Origin of the sequence: Streptomyces sp. NPDC005496 (assembly GCF_042872045.1) — a bacterium.
Taxonomy (GTDB): domain Bacteria; phylum Actinomycetota; class Actinomycetes; order Streptomycetales; family Streptomycetaceae; genus Streptomyces.
Genome location: NZ_JBIAJQ010000002.1, coordinates 158,310 through 173,336, shown reverse-complemented (window position 1 = coordinate 173,336; position 15,027 = coordinate 158,310). Strand labels below are relative to the sequence as shown.

General features: G+C 74.2%; 11 protein-coding genes and 1 pseudogene. 8 read left to right on the top strand and 4 right to left on the bottom strand.

The genetic code is table 11. From position 1 onward, the window contains the following. Nucleotides 1-5 precede the first annotated feature (5 nt). Nucleotides 6-1,412 carry a sensor histidine kinase gene (locus tag ACFYQQ_RS05355; protein ID WP_388903558.1) on the bottom strand — a complete coding sequence of 469 codons (1,407 nt, stop codon included), beginning with the start codon at nucleotides 1,410-1,412 and terminating at the stop codon, nucleotides 6-8. Between the two features lie 287 nt (nucleotides 1,413-1,699). Between ACFYQQ_RS05355 and ACFYQQ_RS05350 the strand changes: the two genes are divergently transcribed. The 3 genes from ACFYQQ_RS05350 to ACFYQQ_RS05340 all read left to right on the top strand — a co-directional run bounded on the left by ACFYQQ_RS05350 (nucleotide 1,700) and on the right by ACFYQQ_RS05340 (nucleotide 4,745). Next, nucleotides 1,700-2,569: a MaoC/PaaZ C-terminal domain-containing protein gene (locus tag ACFYQQ_RS05350; RefSeq protein ID WP_356167539.1), complete on the top strand. Its 870-nt coding sequence runs from the start codon at nucleotides 1,700-1,702 to the stop codon at nucleotides 2,567-2,569. 128 nt (nucleotides 2,570-2,697) lie between these two features. Further along, a complete protein-coding gene (locus ACFYQQ_RS05345; protein ID WP_355786152.1) occupies nucleotides 2,698-3,774 on the top strand; it encodes a Zn-dependent alcohol dehydrogenase in 1,077 nt (358 codons plus the stop codon). A gap of 26 nt (nucleotides 3,775-3,800) precedes the next feature. Then, nucleotides 3,801-4,745 carry a 3-oxoacyl-ACP reductase gene (locus ACFYQQ_RS05340; RefSeq protein WP_355786150.1) on the top strand — a complete coding sequence of 315 codons (945 nt, stop codon included), beginning with the start codon at nucleotides 3,801-3,803 and terminating at the stop codon, nucleotides 4,743-4,745. Between the two features lie 847 nt (nucleotides 4,746-5,592). Here the strand turns inward: ACFYQQ_RS05340 and ACFYQQ_RS05335 are convergent. Further along, nucleotides 5,593-6,786: pseudogene (locus ACFYQQ_RS05335) on the bottom strand (hypothetical protein); the annotation flags it as partial. A gap of 649 nt (nucleotides 6,787-7,435) precedes the next feature. Here ACFYQQ_RS05335 and ACFYQQ_RS05330 point away from each other — a divergent pair. Genes ACFYQQ_RS05330 through ACFYQQ_RS05320 form a run of 3 tightly spaced genes read left to right on the top strand, consistent with a single transcriptional unit; the run spans nucleotide 7,436 to nucleotide 10,509 of the window. Beyond that, nucleotides 7,436-8,296 (top strand): Nif3-like dinuclear metal center hexameric protein, encoded by an 861-nt coding sequence (locus ACFYQQ_RS05330; RefSeq protein WP_355786147.1) that lies wholly within the window; start codon nucleotides 7,436-7,438, stop codon nucleotides 8,294-8,296. After that, nucleotides 8,293-9,036 carry a C4-type zinc ribbon domain-containing protein gene (locus ACFYQQ_RS05325; protein WP_356167559.1) on the top strand — a complete coding sequence of 248 codons (744 nt, stop codon included), beginning with the start codon at nucleotides 8,293-8,295 and terminating at the stop codon, nucleotides 9,034-9,036. The genes ACFYQQ_RS05330 and ACFYQQ_RS05325 overlap by 4 nt, the downstream gene beginning before the upstream one ends. Before the next feature lie 15 nt (nucleotides 9,037-9,051). Next, the gene (locus ACFYQQ_RS05320; RefSeq protein WP_356241815.1) at nucleotides 9,052-10,509 is read left to right on the top strand and encodes a bifunctional RNase H/acid phosphatase; all 1,458 of its coding nucleotides are present in this window, start codon (nucleotides 9,052-9,054) and stop codon (nucleotides 10,507-10,509) included. Nucleotides 10,510-10,581: 72 nt separating this feature from the next. On the opposite strand, the gene eda is transcribed toward ACFYQQ_RS05320, so the two are convergent. Next, nucleotides 10,582-11,274 carry a bifunctional 4-hydroxy-2-oxoglutarate aldolase/2-dehydro-3-deoxy-phosphogluconate aldolase gene (gene eda / locus ACFYQQ_RS05315; RefSeq protein WP_388903551.1) on the bottom strand — a complete coding sequence of 231 codons (693 nt, stop codon included), beginning with the start codon at nucleotides 11,272-11,274 and terminating at the stop codon, nucleotides 10,582-10,584. A gap of 72 nt (nucleotides 11,275-11,346) precedes the next feature. Then, nucleotides 11,347-12,147, bottom strand: coding sequence for a peroxide stress protein YaaA (yaaA, locus tag ACFYQQ_RS05310; RefSeq protein ID WP_355793864.1), 801 nt, complete (start codon nucleotides 12,145-12,147; stop codon nucleotides 11,347-11,349). A gap of 316 nt (nucleotides 12,148-12,463) precedes the next feature. On the opposite strand from yaaA, the gene ACFYQQ_RS05305 reads away from it, so the two are divergent. Together ACFYQQ_RS05305 and ACFYQQ_RS05300 are read left to right on the top strand one after the other, a co-directional pair. Continuing rightward, nucleotides 12,464-13,903 carry an RNB domain-containing ribonuclease gene (locus ACFYQQ_RS05305; protein WP_388903547.1) on the top strand — a complete coding sequence of 480 codons (1,440 nt, stop codon included), beginning with the start codon at nucleotides 12,464-12,466 and terminating at the stop codon, nucleotides 13,901-13,903. Nucleotides 13,904-14,172: 269 nt separating this feature from the next. Next, nucleotides 14,173-14,994, top strand: a complete 822-nt coding sequence (locus tag ACFYQQ_RS05300; protein ID WP_355784456.1) for an AraC family transcriptional regulator — start codon at nucleotides 14,173-14,175, stop codon at nucleotides 14,992-14,994. Nucleotides 14,995-15,027: the final 33 nt, after the last annotated feature.

Below are 15,027 nucleotides of genomic sequence, written 5' to 3'. Positions count from 1 at the left end.
CTCGTTCACGGGCTCAGCGTAGAGGCCCCCGCCGGGCCGCGCGTTCCGGGCCGACGGGTCGCGGGACGGCTCCGCCGGGTCCTGCCGGACGCGGCGGGCGGAGGGGTGTCGGCGGTCTCGGGGGACTCCACGGGGAGTTCCGCCGTGACCAGGAAGCCGCCCCGTGGGCCGGGTCCGGCCTCCAGGAAGCCGCCCGCCGTCGAGAGGCGCTCGGTGAGCCCCTTCAGCCCCGTGCCGCCGATGCCCTCCGCGGGGGAGCCGGTGCCGGTACCGGTGCCGTCGTCGGTGACGCGCAGGCGTACGCGGTCGGCGGTGCCGTCGACCGCGATCTCGCAGCGGCCCGCGTCGCTGTGGCGCATCACGTTCGTGACCGCCTCGCGGACGACCCAGCCGAACAGCGCCTCGGTCCGGGGCGCGAGCGGCGGACCGGACAGCCGGACGACCGGTTCCACGCCCGCCGCGGACAGGGCCGAACGGGCCCGGTCCAGCTCCGTGGCCAGACTCCCCTCGCGGTACCCGGTGACCGCCTCGCGGATCTCGGTGAGGGCCTGACGGCCGACGGACTCAATGTCGGTGACCTGCGAGAGCGCGGCCTCCGGGTCACGTCCGGCCAGTCGGCGGGCGGCCTCCGACTTCACGACGATCACCGACAGCGTGTGGCCCAGCAGGTCGTGCAGGTCGCGGGAGAAGCGCAGCCGTTCCCGCTCCACCGCCCGGCGGGCCAGTTCCTCGCGGGCGGCGCGCAGTTCACGGACCGTCTCCGCCAGGGACAGGATCGCCGCCGTCACCATCGTCGACAGGAAGGTGCCGTACGCGACGTTCACCGCGCTCCAGCCGTCCCGCAGCCCGGCGACCGTCCCGGCGACCGCGGTCAGACCGAGCCCCGTCACCCCGAGCCACCGGCCCCGTACCGTCGCCCCGGCGGCGAGCCCGAGCAGCGGGAAGAACAGCAGCCAGCTGCCCCCGTACCCGACGGCGAGACCGCAGGTGACGACGCCCAGCAGGACGAGCGCCAGCCGCGTGGAGAACGCCTCCCGCTTCTCCTTCACGAAGGCCCGGAACACCACGTAGATGTAGAGCGAGTTGAACGTCACCAGGCCCGCGCCGCCGATCCAGGGATTGGCGGTCTCGTCCTGGAAGAGGTTCGAGAAGGCGCCCATGCCCATCAGCAGCCAGGGCAGCAGGGTGAACCCGCTCGCGGGCGGCCCGGCCTCGCCTCTGTCACCGCACGAACCCCCGGCCTCCGCGTACCTCCCGCCTTCCCCTTCCCCCTCCCGGCCGGCCCCGGCGTACACGGGGCCGTCCCCGGCACACCCCGCGCCGTCCGTCGAGCCCGATGCGCCCGCCGTCCGCTCGGTCCCGGCCGTCCGCCAGGCGCGCCGCCGGCAGGAAAGTCCTCTCGTCCAGGCCATGGTCCCCCCGCTTCGATGTCGTGGCTCTCGACGGTACGCAGCCGGGACGGCCGGCGGCAGAGGCGCTTGTACGGCGTCCGGCGGGACAAATGTCACCGGTGCCCGGCGACGCGCGGCTGACGTACTGTCAGGAGCCTTCACAAGTCCTGGACGCTGGGCTATACAGGGGTCGCCGGACTGGAACGCGTTCTAGAACGGGCGAATTCCCCGGCCCAGTGTCGACCTCGGTGCGGCCGACGGTGCGGACGGCCGCACCGAGGTCTTACGCGCTAGTGATCAGGAGCGCCATGCCCATTGACGCCGCCAAGGCCGTCGCCGCCGGACCCCGGACAGCCGAGATCGCCTGGGGCCACAAGGACGTCCAGCTCTACCACCTCGGCATCGGCGCGGGCGTCCCCGCGACGGACCCCGACGAACTGCGCTACACCCTGGAGTCCCGGCTGCACGTCCTGCCGAGCTTCGCCACCGTCGCGGGCGCCGGCTCCCCGGGCGTGATCGGCGGCCTGTCGATGCCGGGCGTGGACGTCGACCTCGCGCACGTCCTGCACGGCGGCCAGAGCGTCGAGGTGCACCGTCCGATCCCGGCCGAGGGCAGCGCGGTCGCCACCTCGCGGATCGCCGCCGTGTACGACAAGGGCAAGGCCGCGATCCTCGTCCTGCGCACCGAGGCCGCCGACGCCGAGGGCCCGCTGTGGACGAACGACGCCCAGATCTTCGTAAGGGGAGAGGGCGGCTTCGGCGGCGACCGCGGTCCCTCCACGCGTCCACATGCGCCGGAGGGCCCGCCGGACCTGGTGGCCGAGCGCCACGTCCGCGAGGACCAGGCCCTGCTCTACCGGCTGTCCGGCGACTGGAACCCGCTGCACGCCGACCCCGAGTTCGCGAAGCTCGCCGGGTTCGACCGGCCGATCCTGCACGGGCTGTGCACCTACGGGATGACGCTCAAGGCCGTCGTGGACACCGTGCTCGGCGGTGATGTGACCCGCGTCCGCTCGTACCGCACCCGTTTCACCGGCGTCGTCTTCCCCGGCGAGACCCTGCGGATCCGCATGTGGCGGCAGCGGGGTGCCGTCCAGGTGGCGGTGACCTCGGCCGAACGGGACGACGCGCCGGTCCTCACCGACACGGTCGTGGAGCACGACACCCGGCCCACCTGACCGACGCCCGCACCGAAACCTCACTCCCCCCGCCCCGCACCCCAACCCCACTCCTCCCGCACCTCCGTTCCGCCCGTACCTCCGTACCTCCGCACCTTCGTGACGTTCTTCCTGAGGGGAGCCGCACCATGCGCGCAGCCGTACTGCACGAGATCGGCCAGGACAAACTCGACGTCTCGGACGACGTCGAGGCGGTGGGTTTCGGTCCCGGGAAGGTGAGGATCCGGGTACGGGCCACCGGGCTGTGCCACTCGGACCTGTCCGCGATGAGCGGGGTCCTGCCGCAGCCCGCCCCCTTCGTGCCGGGACACGAGGGCGCCGGGGAGGTCGTCGAGGTCGGTGAGGGAGTCGGCAACGTGAAGGCGGGCGACCGGGTCGTCGTCTGCTGGCTGCCGGCCTGCGGCACCTGTCCCGCCTGCCGCCGCGGCCAGACCGAGCTGTGCCTGGCCGGGTTCATGAACGCCGGCACCCCCAACTTCCGCCGCTCCGGCACCGACCTCTTCGGCTTCGCGGGCACCGGCACCTTCGCGGAGGAGGTCGTCGTGGACGCGGGCTGCGCCGTGCCGATCCCGGACGACGTGCCCTTCGACATCGCGGCGCTCATCGGCTGCGGCGTCACGACGGGCCTCGGCGCCGCCCTCAACACCGCGGACGTGGAAGCCGGTTCGTCCGTCGCGGTCATCGGCTGCGGCGGGGTCGGCATCTCGGCGATCCAGGGCGCGCGGCTCAAGGGGGCGGCGGAGATCGTCGCCGTCGACCCGGTGGCCTCGCGCCGCGAGTCCGCGCTCGGGTTCGGCGCCACGCGAGCGGTCTCGCCCGACGAACTGGACGGCGCCAAGCAGCAGATCACCGGTGGTGAGGGCTTCGACTACGTCTTCGAGGTCGTCGGCAGGTCCGCCACCGCCCGCACCGCGTACGACAACACCCGGCGCGGCGGCACCCTGGTCGTCGTCGGGGCGGGCGCCATGGACGACTTCCTTCAGCTGAACATGTTCGAGCTGTTCTTCGACGAGAAGCGGATCCTGCCCTCGATGTACGGCGGCGGCGACGTCCTGCGCTCCTACGAGCGGACGGTGGCCCTGTGGCGGGCGGGCCGCATCGACCTGGCCGGACTGATCACGCACCGGGTGCCCCTGGCCGACATCAACGAGGCCCTGGACCAGATGCGGACGGGCACCGCCCTGCGCACGTGCATCGAGATCTGACCCCGTCACCCGACCTGAGGAGCGCGATGGCACTGCCACTCGAAGGGCTGACCGCGATCGTCACCGGCGCCGGACGCGGGCTGGGGCGGGCCGAGGCACTGGAACTGGCCCGCCTCGGCGCGGCCGTCGTCGTCAACGACTACGGGCGGCCCGGCCGGGACGGTTCCGGGCAGGCGTCGGCCGGACCCGCCGAGGAGGTCGCCGCCGAGATCCGCGCGGCGGGCGGGACGGCCGTGGCCCACACGGGAGACGTCGCCGACCACGCCGAGGCACGCGCGCTGGTGGAGTCGGCCGTCGAGGAGTTCGGGAAGCTGGACATCCTGGTCAACAACGCGGGCATCCTCCGCGACCGGATGATCTTCTCCATGTCCGAGGAGGAGTGGGACTCCGTGGTCCGGGTCCACCTCAAGGGCCATTTCAACACGACCCACTTCGCGTCGGTCCACTGGCGGCAGCGGTCCAAAGCGGCCGGACGCCCGGTGTACGGGCGGATCGTGAACACCTCGTCCGAGGCCTTCCTCGCGGGGTCCGCCGGACAGCCCAACTACGCGGCCGCCAAGGGCGGAATCGTCGGTCTGACGACGTCCACGGCCCTGGCGCTGGCGAAGTACGGCGTCACCGCGAACGTGATCTGTCCGCGCGCCCGCACCCGCATGACGGAGGACGTCTTCGCGGGCCTCGCCCGTCCCGAGGCGGGCCCCGACCCGCTCGCACCCGAGCATGTCGCGCCGCTCGTCGGCTACTTGGCGTCGCCCGCGGCGGCCCGCGTCAACGGGCAGCTCCTCGTCGTGCACGGGGGCATGGTCGCGATCGTCGAACGCCCGCGGGTGGCGGCGAAGTTCGACACCAAGCAGGACGTCTTCACGTACGACGAACTGGACGCGCTGCTCACCGCGCATTACGCGGACCGCCCCGACGGGGAGACGTTCGCGGCGGTCGAAGTGCTGGGGCTCAGGCACGGGGGCGGGTGAAGCGGCCGCGGGGGAGGAGACACCGAACGGCCTCGCCGTCCTGGGACGGGCGAGGCCGTTCGGTGTGATGCGGCGGTGGCGTACCGTCAGGTCGTCAGGACGCCGTGTCCGGCTGCCCGGACGGCCTGCGGTGACGGCCCTGAGGGGCCGCCATGTCGTCCCTGGCGGAGACAGGACCCCGGTGCCTGCCGTGGCCCTGGTCGGACCGGGCCACGGACCCCCGAGGGTCGGTTGCCGCCATCTCCGTCTTCTGTGCGTTGCTCATCGGAAGAGTTCACCCCGTCAACAAGATCCTTCTTACAGCCGGGCGAGTCTAACCGGCGGCCACCGTCCGCTGATCGGCGGCCACCGCGTCCTCGCCGCCGACCACCGGCTCCTCACCGGCACCCTCGACACCGTCCCTCTTCACGGCCACCCACACCACCGGTTCCGGCCCGGAAACCGCGGCCTCGCCGGTCCGCGAGAGGAGCGGGGCACCGGTGCCCACGGAGACCGGTTCGGGGACGACCGGGGACAGCCGCGTAGTCGGCGGGTCGGTCAGGTCCGGCGATCCGACGGGGTCAGTCGAAGTGGCCAGAGCTGACGGAGTGGACTCAGGAACCGGTGTGGGACGCGGTACGGGGATCACCGGGGACCGTTCCGCGTGTACGGCGCCTGTCGGGGGCGTCACGCGAACCCAGGTCGGCTGCGCCACCGGGGAAGAGACCGGCACCTCTTCCGGAGCCACAGGCGCCACAACCGAATCCCCGGTCACGGTCGCCACCGACGCGGCACTCGCGCCCGTCGAGGTCGCCTCCCCGCCCACGGGTGCCGGAGCCGGAGGGCCCTTACGAGCCGGACGTGGACGGCCGGCGAGCGGCGCCTGTTGCAGCGGGACGGGGCGGGGGACCACAGGCTCCGCTGAGGCCGGCTGGTCCGGAACCGAGGAATCCGTCGGACCAGGCACCGGCACGGACACGCTGCCGATGACGCCGGCGTCCGGGGTCCCCACGGGCGCGGCGGTCCGGGCCACCCCGCAGGCCACCGTCCCGGTGGTGTAAGGCAGTTGCAGCACCCCGTCCCTGGTCCACAGGCCAGAACCCGCCAACCAGCCCTCGGGCGCCGGGAGATGGTGGACCTGCCGCTCGGCGGGCCGCCAGACGCCGACCCAGGTACCCGCGGCGCCGTCGATGCGCAGCGCCACCGCGCAGCTCTCCGGCGTCAGCACCTGCCCCGGCTGGATCGCGAACGGTGTCACCGAGCAGTCCGCCAGCCGCAGCGACTCCGGGAAGCGGACCGGCAGTGTGCTGCCCAGCACGCCCCAGCCCAGCCGGTCCTGCCCCGGCGCGTCCGAGCGGATCAGCAGCAGCCCGCTGTCGTGGTCCGCGAGCAGCAGCCGGTCGTTGCTGTCCTCGGCGATCTGCAGCAGCGGGGACACCTCGCCGCCGCGCTCCAGGTCGACCACGATCGTCTTGGTCCGGCCGGCCGACTCCCGGTCGAGGGCCAGCAGCCGCTCCGTACCGTCCAGCCAGACCCCGCCCGAACAGCGCCCCGGGATCTCGGCCAGGTGTTCGGGCCCGAAGGCGCCGCCCGCGACGAGCCACACGGCCGTGGAACACGGTCCGGCGGCGAGGGCGTACGCGCGCTCTCCGCCCGGCGCGGGGGGCAGCAGCCGCAGCCGGGTGCCCTCGTCGGGGCACTCGACCGCACCGAGCGGCAGCTCACCGGTCGCTGGACCGGTGGGGTACAGCAGCGAGAACGCGTGCCGCCCGTCGGTCACCCGGTGGATCAGTACGCGTCCGTCGGTCATCGGCAGCACCTCGGTGCCGGGCTCCTCGGGCTGGTTGCCGGGCAGCGGCACGGCGTACGGCTCGGGGCCGTCCAGGGTCCAGCGCTCCGGGAACCAGGACTCGCCGTCGCGGGCGAGGCGTGCGCCGTAGCTTCCGTCAGCGGTGATCACGCATCCGGGCCGCGGGGCCCGCTCGTTCCCGTCCGCCGCGGACGATGGGGGTCCCCCCGGCGCGGATGAAGTCGCGAGCCGGGGAGAGGCACAGGCCGTCATCGTTCGGTCACCTCCGGCGACGAAGCTAGTTTTCGCACGCACAGACGTGGGACCGGCGAGCGGCCGCTTCACACATAAGGGTGGCCCTGTCGCGATTCGCCTGAGGAAACGGGGACGCGTGTGCTGAGCGAGGCGCGAACACCCAGCCGAAAGCGCCCTGGAGCCCCCGGTTCCGGCCACCCGCAACGCCCCTCCGAGCACCCCGACGATCTCCAGGCACTCGTCCCCGCGGACGCACGTATGCCCCCCACCCGGACGCACGTATGCCCCCGGCCCCCATTCCCAGGACAAACCGGACGACTGTCCTGCCGGCCGACCACGACCCCAAGCCCGCGCCCCAACCCGCACCGAAGCCCCGGCCCCGAGCCTCACAGCTGAGCCCCCACGACCCGCGGTCGCCCCGCGACCGAAGGGGCCGTGCCGGTACGTCAAATGGCCGTCGAGACGGGGACGTACGCAGCCGAGGAACGCTGGTGACGGACGCCCACAACAACTACCGACGGCCGGATGTACCGGCACGGACCCGACCCACCCACCGGACCGAAGGCGCCCGACGCCCACCGGATGCCCCGACGCAGGCGGACCGCCCGGCAGGTCAAGTCACCCGCGACCGGTCGGACCGGGACGTGAGCCAGGTAGCCTTTTCCCCGTGCCCCGTCTGTCTGAAGTCATCGCCGCGCTCGACGCCCTCTGGCCGCCCGAGAGGGCCGAGGCCTGGGACGCGGTAGGCACGGTCTGCGGCGACCCCGACCAGGATGTCACCCGGGTGCTGTTCGCCGTGGACCCCGTCCAAGAGATCGTCGACGAGGCGGTGAAACTGGGCGCCGGACTGCTGGTCACCCACCACCCGCTCTACCTGCGCGGTACGACCACCGTCGCCGCGACGCACTTCAAGGGCCGCGCCGTCCACACGCTCATCAAGAACGACATCGCGCTGCACGTCGCGCACACCAACGCCGACCGCGCGGACCCGGGCGTCTCGGACGCCCTCGCCGGCGCCCTCGACCTGCGGGTCGTCCGCCCCCTCGTACCGGACCCGACCGACCCCGAGGGCCGCCGCGGCCTCGGCCGTGTCTGCGAGCTGGACCACCCGCTGACCGTCCGCGAGCTCGCCGCCCGCGCCGCCGAGCGGCTGCCGGCGACCGCGCAGGGCATCCGGGTCGCGGGCGACCCCGACGCACCCGTACGGACCGTCGCCGTCAGCGGCGGCTCCGGCGACAGCCTCTTCGACGCGGTGCGTGCCGCCGGCGTCGACGCCTTCCTCACCGCGGACCTGCGCCACCACCCGGCGTCGGAGTTCATGGCGGACGGCACCCACAGTCCTCTCGCGCTGCTCGACGCGGCGCACTGGGCCACCGAGTGGCCCTGGTGCGAGCTGGCCGCCGCCCAGCTCGACGAGATCTCCGACCGCCATGGATGGGGACTTCGCGTCCACGTCTCCAAGACGGTCACCGACCCCTGGACCGCCCACGCGGCCTCGACACCCACATCAACAGGAGCCCCCAACTGAACGCCGCGCCCGCCGACCAGATCCGACTCCTCGACGTCCAGTCCCTCGACGCCCGCCTGCAGCAGCTGGCGCACCGGCGCAGGTCGCTCCCCGAGCACGCCGAGATCGAGTCGCTGAACAAGGACCTCATCCAGCTGCGGGACCTGCTGGTCGCCGCGCAGACCGAGGAGAGCGACTGCGCCCGCGAGCAGACCAAGGCGGAGCAGGACGTCGACCAGGTGCGCCAGCGCGCCACCCGCGACCAGAAGCGCCTCGACTCCGGTGCCGTCTCGTCCCCCAAGGACCTGGAGAACCTCCAGCGCGAGATCACCTCCCTCGCCAAGCGGCAGGGTGACCTGGAGGACGTCGTCCTCGAGGTCATGGAGCGCCGCGAGTCCGCGCAGGAGCGGGTCGCCGAGCTGACCGAGCGGGTCTCCTCCGTCCAGTCGAAGATCGACGACGCGACAGGGCGCCGCGACGCCGCGTTCGAGGAGATCGACGGCGAGGCGGCCTCGCTGACGAAGGAGCGCGAGGTCGTCGCCGGCTCCGTGCCCGACGACCTGCTGAAGCTCTACGACAAGCTGCGCCAGCAGCAGGGCGGCGTCGGCGCGGCCCGGCTGTACCAGCGCCGCTGCGAGGGCTGCCGGCTGGAGCTCAACATCACCGAGGTCAACGAGGTGAAGGCGGCCTCCCCGGACACCGTCCTGCGCTGCGAGAACTGCCGCCGCATCCTGGTGCGCACGTCCGAGTCCGGCCTGTAGGGGACGGACGCTCGGGTGCGGGAGTTCATCGTCGAGGCCGACGGCGGTTCCCGGGGCAACCCGGGACCGGCGGGGTACGGCGCCGTGGTGATCGACGCGGCGACGGGGGAGACCCTGGCGGAGGCCGCCGAGTTCCTCGGCGTGGCCACGAACAACGTGGCGGAGTACCGGGGCCTGGTCGCGGGCCTGCGGGCGGCACGTGAGCTGGACCCGGCCGCCGTGGTCCGCGTCCGGATGGACTCCAAGCTGGTCGTCGAGCAGATGTCGGGCCGCTGGAAGATCAAGCACCCGGACATGAAGCCCCTCGCGGCCGAGGCCGCGCGGATCCTCCCGGCCTCCCAGGTCACGTACGAGTGGATCCCGCGCGAGCGGAACAAGCACGCGGACCGTCTCGCGAACGAGGCGATGGACGCGGGCAAGCGCGGCGAGCAGTGGTCGGCCGAGCGCTCCACGGCCGACCTGGCCGCCCGTGCGGCGCGGACCGCGGCGCCCGAGCCGTCGGGGCCGCCCGGCGACGCCGCCGCGGGTGCGGCGAGGGCCCGCGCGGCCCTGGCCCGCGGTGTCGGCACCTCCGCACCGACGGCCCCGGCACCGCCGGACGAGGCGGCAGACCGACGCGCGGCCGACGACGCCCGTGCCGCACGGAACGTAGCGAGAACAGCACACGCGGCGCCCACCGTGCTCCCCGCACACACGGACCCCACCGCACCCTCCACGCAAGCGCAGCCGCACGAGGAGCCCCCCACCCCCACAAAGCGAACCACCCCCGCAGCCCCGACCTCTTCGGCCCCCTCGACCGGCTCGGCCCCCTCGATCGGCTCGACCGGCGCGACCCCACCCCCGGACCTGGGCGCACCCGCCACCTTCGTACTGCTGCGGCACGGCGAGACCCCGCTGACGCCGCAGAAGCGGTTCTCGGGGAGCGGCGGAAGCGATCCGTCGCTGTCGGAGGTGGGGCGGCACCAGGCGCGCCGGGTGGCGGCGGCGCTGGCCGCGCGCGGCACCATCGAGGCCATCGTGTCGTCGCCGCTGGCCCGGTGCCGGGAGACCGCCGGTGTCGTCGCCGAGCGGCTGGGGCTGGACGTGGTGGTCGAGGACGGCCTGCGGGAGACCGACTTCGGGGCGTGGGAGGGCCTGACCTTCGGGGAGGTCCGCGAGCGCCACCCCGAGGACCTGAACGCCTGGCTGCACTCGGCGGAGGCCGAACCGACCGGCGGCGGCGAGAGCTTCGAGGCCGTGGCGAGGCGGGTCGCCGTCACCCGGGACAAGCTCGTCGCCGCGTACGCAGGCCGCACCGTGCTGCTCGTCTCGCACGTGACGCCGGTCAAGACGCTCGTGCGGCTCGCGCTGGGCGCCCCGCCGGAGTCCCTGTTCCGCATGGAGCTGTCGGCGGCCTCGCTGTCGGCCCTCGCGTACTACGCCGACGGGAACGCCAGCCTGCGCCTGCTCAACGACACCTCGCACCTGCGCTGAGGCCCGCCGGACCGTCCCTGGATCGGGACCGTCCCCGGATCGGGGCCGTCCGCGGATCAGGCCGTCCCCGGATCAGGGGCGCAGCGCCGCCGCCTCCCGTGCGAGCGCCTCCACCCGGTCCCAGTCCCGGGCGGCCACGGCGTCCGCGGGGAGCATCCAACTGCCGCCCACGCAGCCGACGTTGGGCAGTGCCAGGTACTCCGGCGCGGTGGCGAGCCCGATGCCGCCCGTCGGGCAGAACCGGGCCTGCGGCAGGGGGCCGGCGAGGGACTTGAGGTAGGCGGTGCCGCCCGCGGCCTGCGCGGGGAAGAACTTCATCTCGCGAACGCCGCGTTCCAGGAGGGCCACGACCTCCGAGGTGGTGGACACCCCCGGCAGGAACGGCACCCCGGACGCCCGCATGGCCTCCAGCAGTACGTCCGTCCACCCCGGGCTGACGAGGAAGCGGGCGCCCGCGGCGACGGCGTCCGTCACCTGGGCGGGGGAGAGGACCGTACCCGCGCCGACCATCGCGCCGGGGACCTCCGCGGCGATCGCGCGGATGGCGGCCGGCGCGGCGGGCGTCCGCAGCGTCACCTCGATCGCCGGAAGCCCGCCCGCGACGAGAGCGCGCGCGAGCGGCACGGCGTCGGCGGCGTCCTCGACGACGACCACGGGGACGACGGGCGCGAGGTCCAGTACGGACCCCGCCGGCCGCGAGGGTACGGACCCGGCCTGCCGGGAGGGTTCGGAGGCAGGCGGAGACGGGGGCAGCGGCGAGGTCATGCCCTCATCCTGCCCATGATGCGCATCGTGCGCAACGACCGTTGCGTATGATGCAACGCCCATGCGATGACGTCAGTGGATCTCCGTGACCACCACGTCCAGGTTCCAGCTCCGGCCGGCCTTCGCGGGCGCCTGCGCCTCCACCGTGTACCCGAGGTCCCGGAGCGCCTCCACCAGCTCGGCCGGGTGCGCGGGCGCGGCCCCGTCGGCGAGCAGGCCGCGGACGATCCGGCCCTTGGTCGCCTTGTTGAAGTGGCTGACGACCGAGCGCTTCTCGACCCCGTCGACCAGCTGCGCGTGCAGCACCCGCACCGTCGCCGTCCGCCCCGCGAGCTCACCCTTCGGCTTCCAGGCGCTCGCGTACGCGGAGGACCGCAGGTCGAGCACGAGCCCGGACCCGGCCACCTCCGGGATCGCCTCGGCCATCGGCGCCCGCCAGCACGCGCTCAACGCCCCGAGGCCCGGCAGCTTCACGCCCATCGAGCAGCGGTAGGACGGGATGCGGTCGGTCACCCGCACCGCGCCCCACAGCCCCGAGAACACGAGCAGCGACCGCGCGGCCCGCCGCTTGGCGGCCGCGTCCAGCGAGGCCAGGTCCAGGGCGTCGTACAGGACCCCCGTGTAGATCTCCCCGGCCGGCCGGGTGCCCGCGGTCCGCAGCCCCGCGTTCTTCGCGACCTCGCCGCGCAGTCCCTCGCTCAGGCCGAGGACCTCGCGGGCCTTCTCCTCGTCGCCGGTGCACAGATCGACCAGCTCGTCGAGGACGGCCTGCCGGGTCTCGGCTAGCCCCGGCAGGGACAGCGAGTCCGTCTTCAGAGCGGTTCCCCGGCCGGACGGGGCCTTTCCCTCGGAGGGCGGCAGCAGGACGAGCACGGTTGTTTCTCCTCAGCAGTGGGGTGGCCCGGCGCCAGGGTACGGGGTCCCGACAGACCGCCCGCCCACCCGGGGGCACCCCCTCCGCACCCTCTCCGACCCCCGCTTGCCCACCCGGGGGCACCTCCTGCGACCCCCGTCCACGCACCCCGGGGCACCTCCTGCGACCCCCGCCCGCCCACCCGAGGGCCGCCCCGTCCGGCCCCCGCCCGCCCCCACGAGAACCCTCCACGCGACGCCTGCCCGGGGACCCCTCCGGTCCCCGGCGGACACCCCCGGTACGACCGCCGCGCCGATTTCTGCCTACGCTCGCACCATGCCTCGCCGTCTCATACGTGTCACCGGAGCAGCGGAGGCCCCGCTGCGGGCCGCGCTGCGTGCGCTGCGTACCGAACTCGACGTGCCCGAGACCTTCCCGGCCGGCGTCCTCGCCGACGCCGAGCAGGCCGCGAAGGCACCCCGCCTGCCGTCGTACGACGCGACGGACGTACCGCTGTTCACCATCGACCCGCCCGCCTCCACCGACCTCGACCAGGCCATGCACCTGGAGCGCACGCCCGGCGGATACCGCGTCCGCTACGCCATCGCCGACGTCGCCGCGTTCGTCGCCCCCGGCGGCGCCCTGGACGCCGAGGCCCACCGCCGGGTCTCGACCCTCTACTTCCCCGACGAGCGGGTCCCGCTGCACCCTCCGCGGCTCTCCGAGGACGCGGCCAGCCTGCTGCCCGACCAGGTCCGCCCGGCCGTGCTGTGGACGATCGACCTCGACGCGGACGGCCGTACGGAGTCGGCGGACGTCCGCCGGGCCCTGGTCCGCAGCCGCGCCAAGCTCGCCTACGAACAGGCGCAGCGCCAGATCGACACGGGCACGGCGGAGGAACCGCTCGCCCTCCTGAAGGAGATCGGACTGCGGCGCGAGCGGCTGGAGGCGGAGCGCGGCGGCATCTCTCTCGGCGTCCCCGAGCAGGAGATCGTCGAGCACGACCACACCTACGAACTCGAATTCCGCGCCTCGCTCCCGGCCGAGGGCTGGAACGCCCAGATCTCCCTGCTGACCGGGATGGCGGCGGCCGACCTCATGCTCGCGCACGGCACCGGCGTCCTGCGCACCCTCCCGGCCGCCCCCGACGGCGCCGTCGGCCGGCTGCGCCGCACCGCCAAGGCGCTGCACATCGACTGGCCGCACCACGTCTCGTACGCCGAGCTGATCCGTTCCCTCGACCCGCACCTGCCGCACCACGCGGCCTTCCTCCAGGAGTGCACGACGCTGCTGCGCGGCGCCGGCTACACCGTCTTCCGCGACGGCGCGCTCCCCGAACTGACCTCGCACGCCGCCGTCGCCGCGCCCTACGCCCACTGCACCGCCCCGCTGCGCCGGCTCGTCGACCGCTACGCCGCGGAGATCTGCCTCGCCGCCGCGGCCGGCGAGGCGGTCCCGGACTGGGTGACGGCCGCCCTCGACGAACTCCCCGGCGAGATGGCCGAGGGCGCCCGCCGCGCGGGCTCCGTGGAACGCGCGTGCGTGGACACGGTGGAGGCGGCCCTGCTCCAGGACCGGGTCGGCGACCTCTTCGACGGCTGCGTGGTGGACGTGAAGGACCACGAACCCACCGTCGGCACCGTCCAGTTGCGCGACCCGGCGGTCGTCGCCCGCATCGAGAGCGCCACGGCACCGCTCCCCCTCGGGGAACGCCTGCGGGTGCGCCTCACCCAGGCGGACCCGGCGACGGCGAAGGTGCAGTTCGCCCCCGCCTGAGGCCCGCACCCGCCCGGACGCCCCCACCACGGAGGGCGTCCGGGCGCCGTCCGTACAGCGGCGGCATACAGCGCGCCGTCGGCGCGTTGCCCAGACGAAGAGGACGGGACGCCGAAGACGCGACGCGAGACGCCGAACATCGCGGACGTGGACGAGACACCAGACAGCGAAGACGTGAAGACCGGACGTGAAGACCGGACGTGAAGACCGGACGCGACGACGAAGGCGAAGCCGATCGGACCGCATCGGACATCGGGAGGGAGGGGCCGGTGAGCGCACGGGAAGAGGCCAGCTGGACGCGGGCCACCCTGGGCCGCGGCGGACCGCACCTCGACCTGCTCACGGCGCGCTTCGACCGGCACCGTTACGCCCCGCACGCCCACGAGGAGTTCACGGTCGGCGTCTGCGTCGGCGGCGCCGAGGTCATCGACTATCGCGGCGGCCGGCTCCGACCCGGCCCCGGCTCGATCGTCGTACTCGCCCCGGGGGAGACGCACACCGGAGGCCCCGCGGCCTGCGACGGCTACGCGTACCGCGCCCTGTACCCGGACGCCGCCCTGCTCACCGAGGGCACCCTCGCCCCGCCGAACTTCCGCGAAGCCCTCCTCGACGACCCCGAACTCGCCGCGGCCCTGTGCACCGCGCACGCCGAACTGAGCGCCTGCCCCGACCCGCTGGAGGCCGAGTCGCGCCTCCCGTGGCTGCTCACGGCCCTCGCCCGCCGGCACTCCACGGCCCGCCCGGTCTGCGACACGGTGCCGGGCGCCTCGGCCGTCGCCAGGGCAGTACGCGACCGGCTCGCCGACGAACTGCTGGCCCCGCCGTCCCTGGCCGACCTCGCGGCCGACCTGGGCCTGTCCCGCTACCAGCTCCTGCGGGCCTTCCGTACGACGACGGGCATGCCGCCGTACGCCTGGCTCGCCCAGCACCGGGTCGGCCGGGCCCGGGGACTCCTGGAGGCCGGGCACCGTCCCGCGGAGGTGGCGGGGCTGGTGGGGTTCGCGGACCAGGCGCACCTGACGCGCTGGTTCCGCAGGGTGCTGGGCGTGACGCCGGCCGCGTACCGGGCGAGCGTGGCGCCGACGGCGTAGGCCGGTAGGCGGCCCGAACCCGGGGTGACCCGC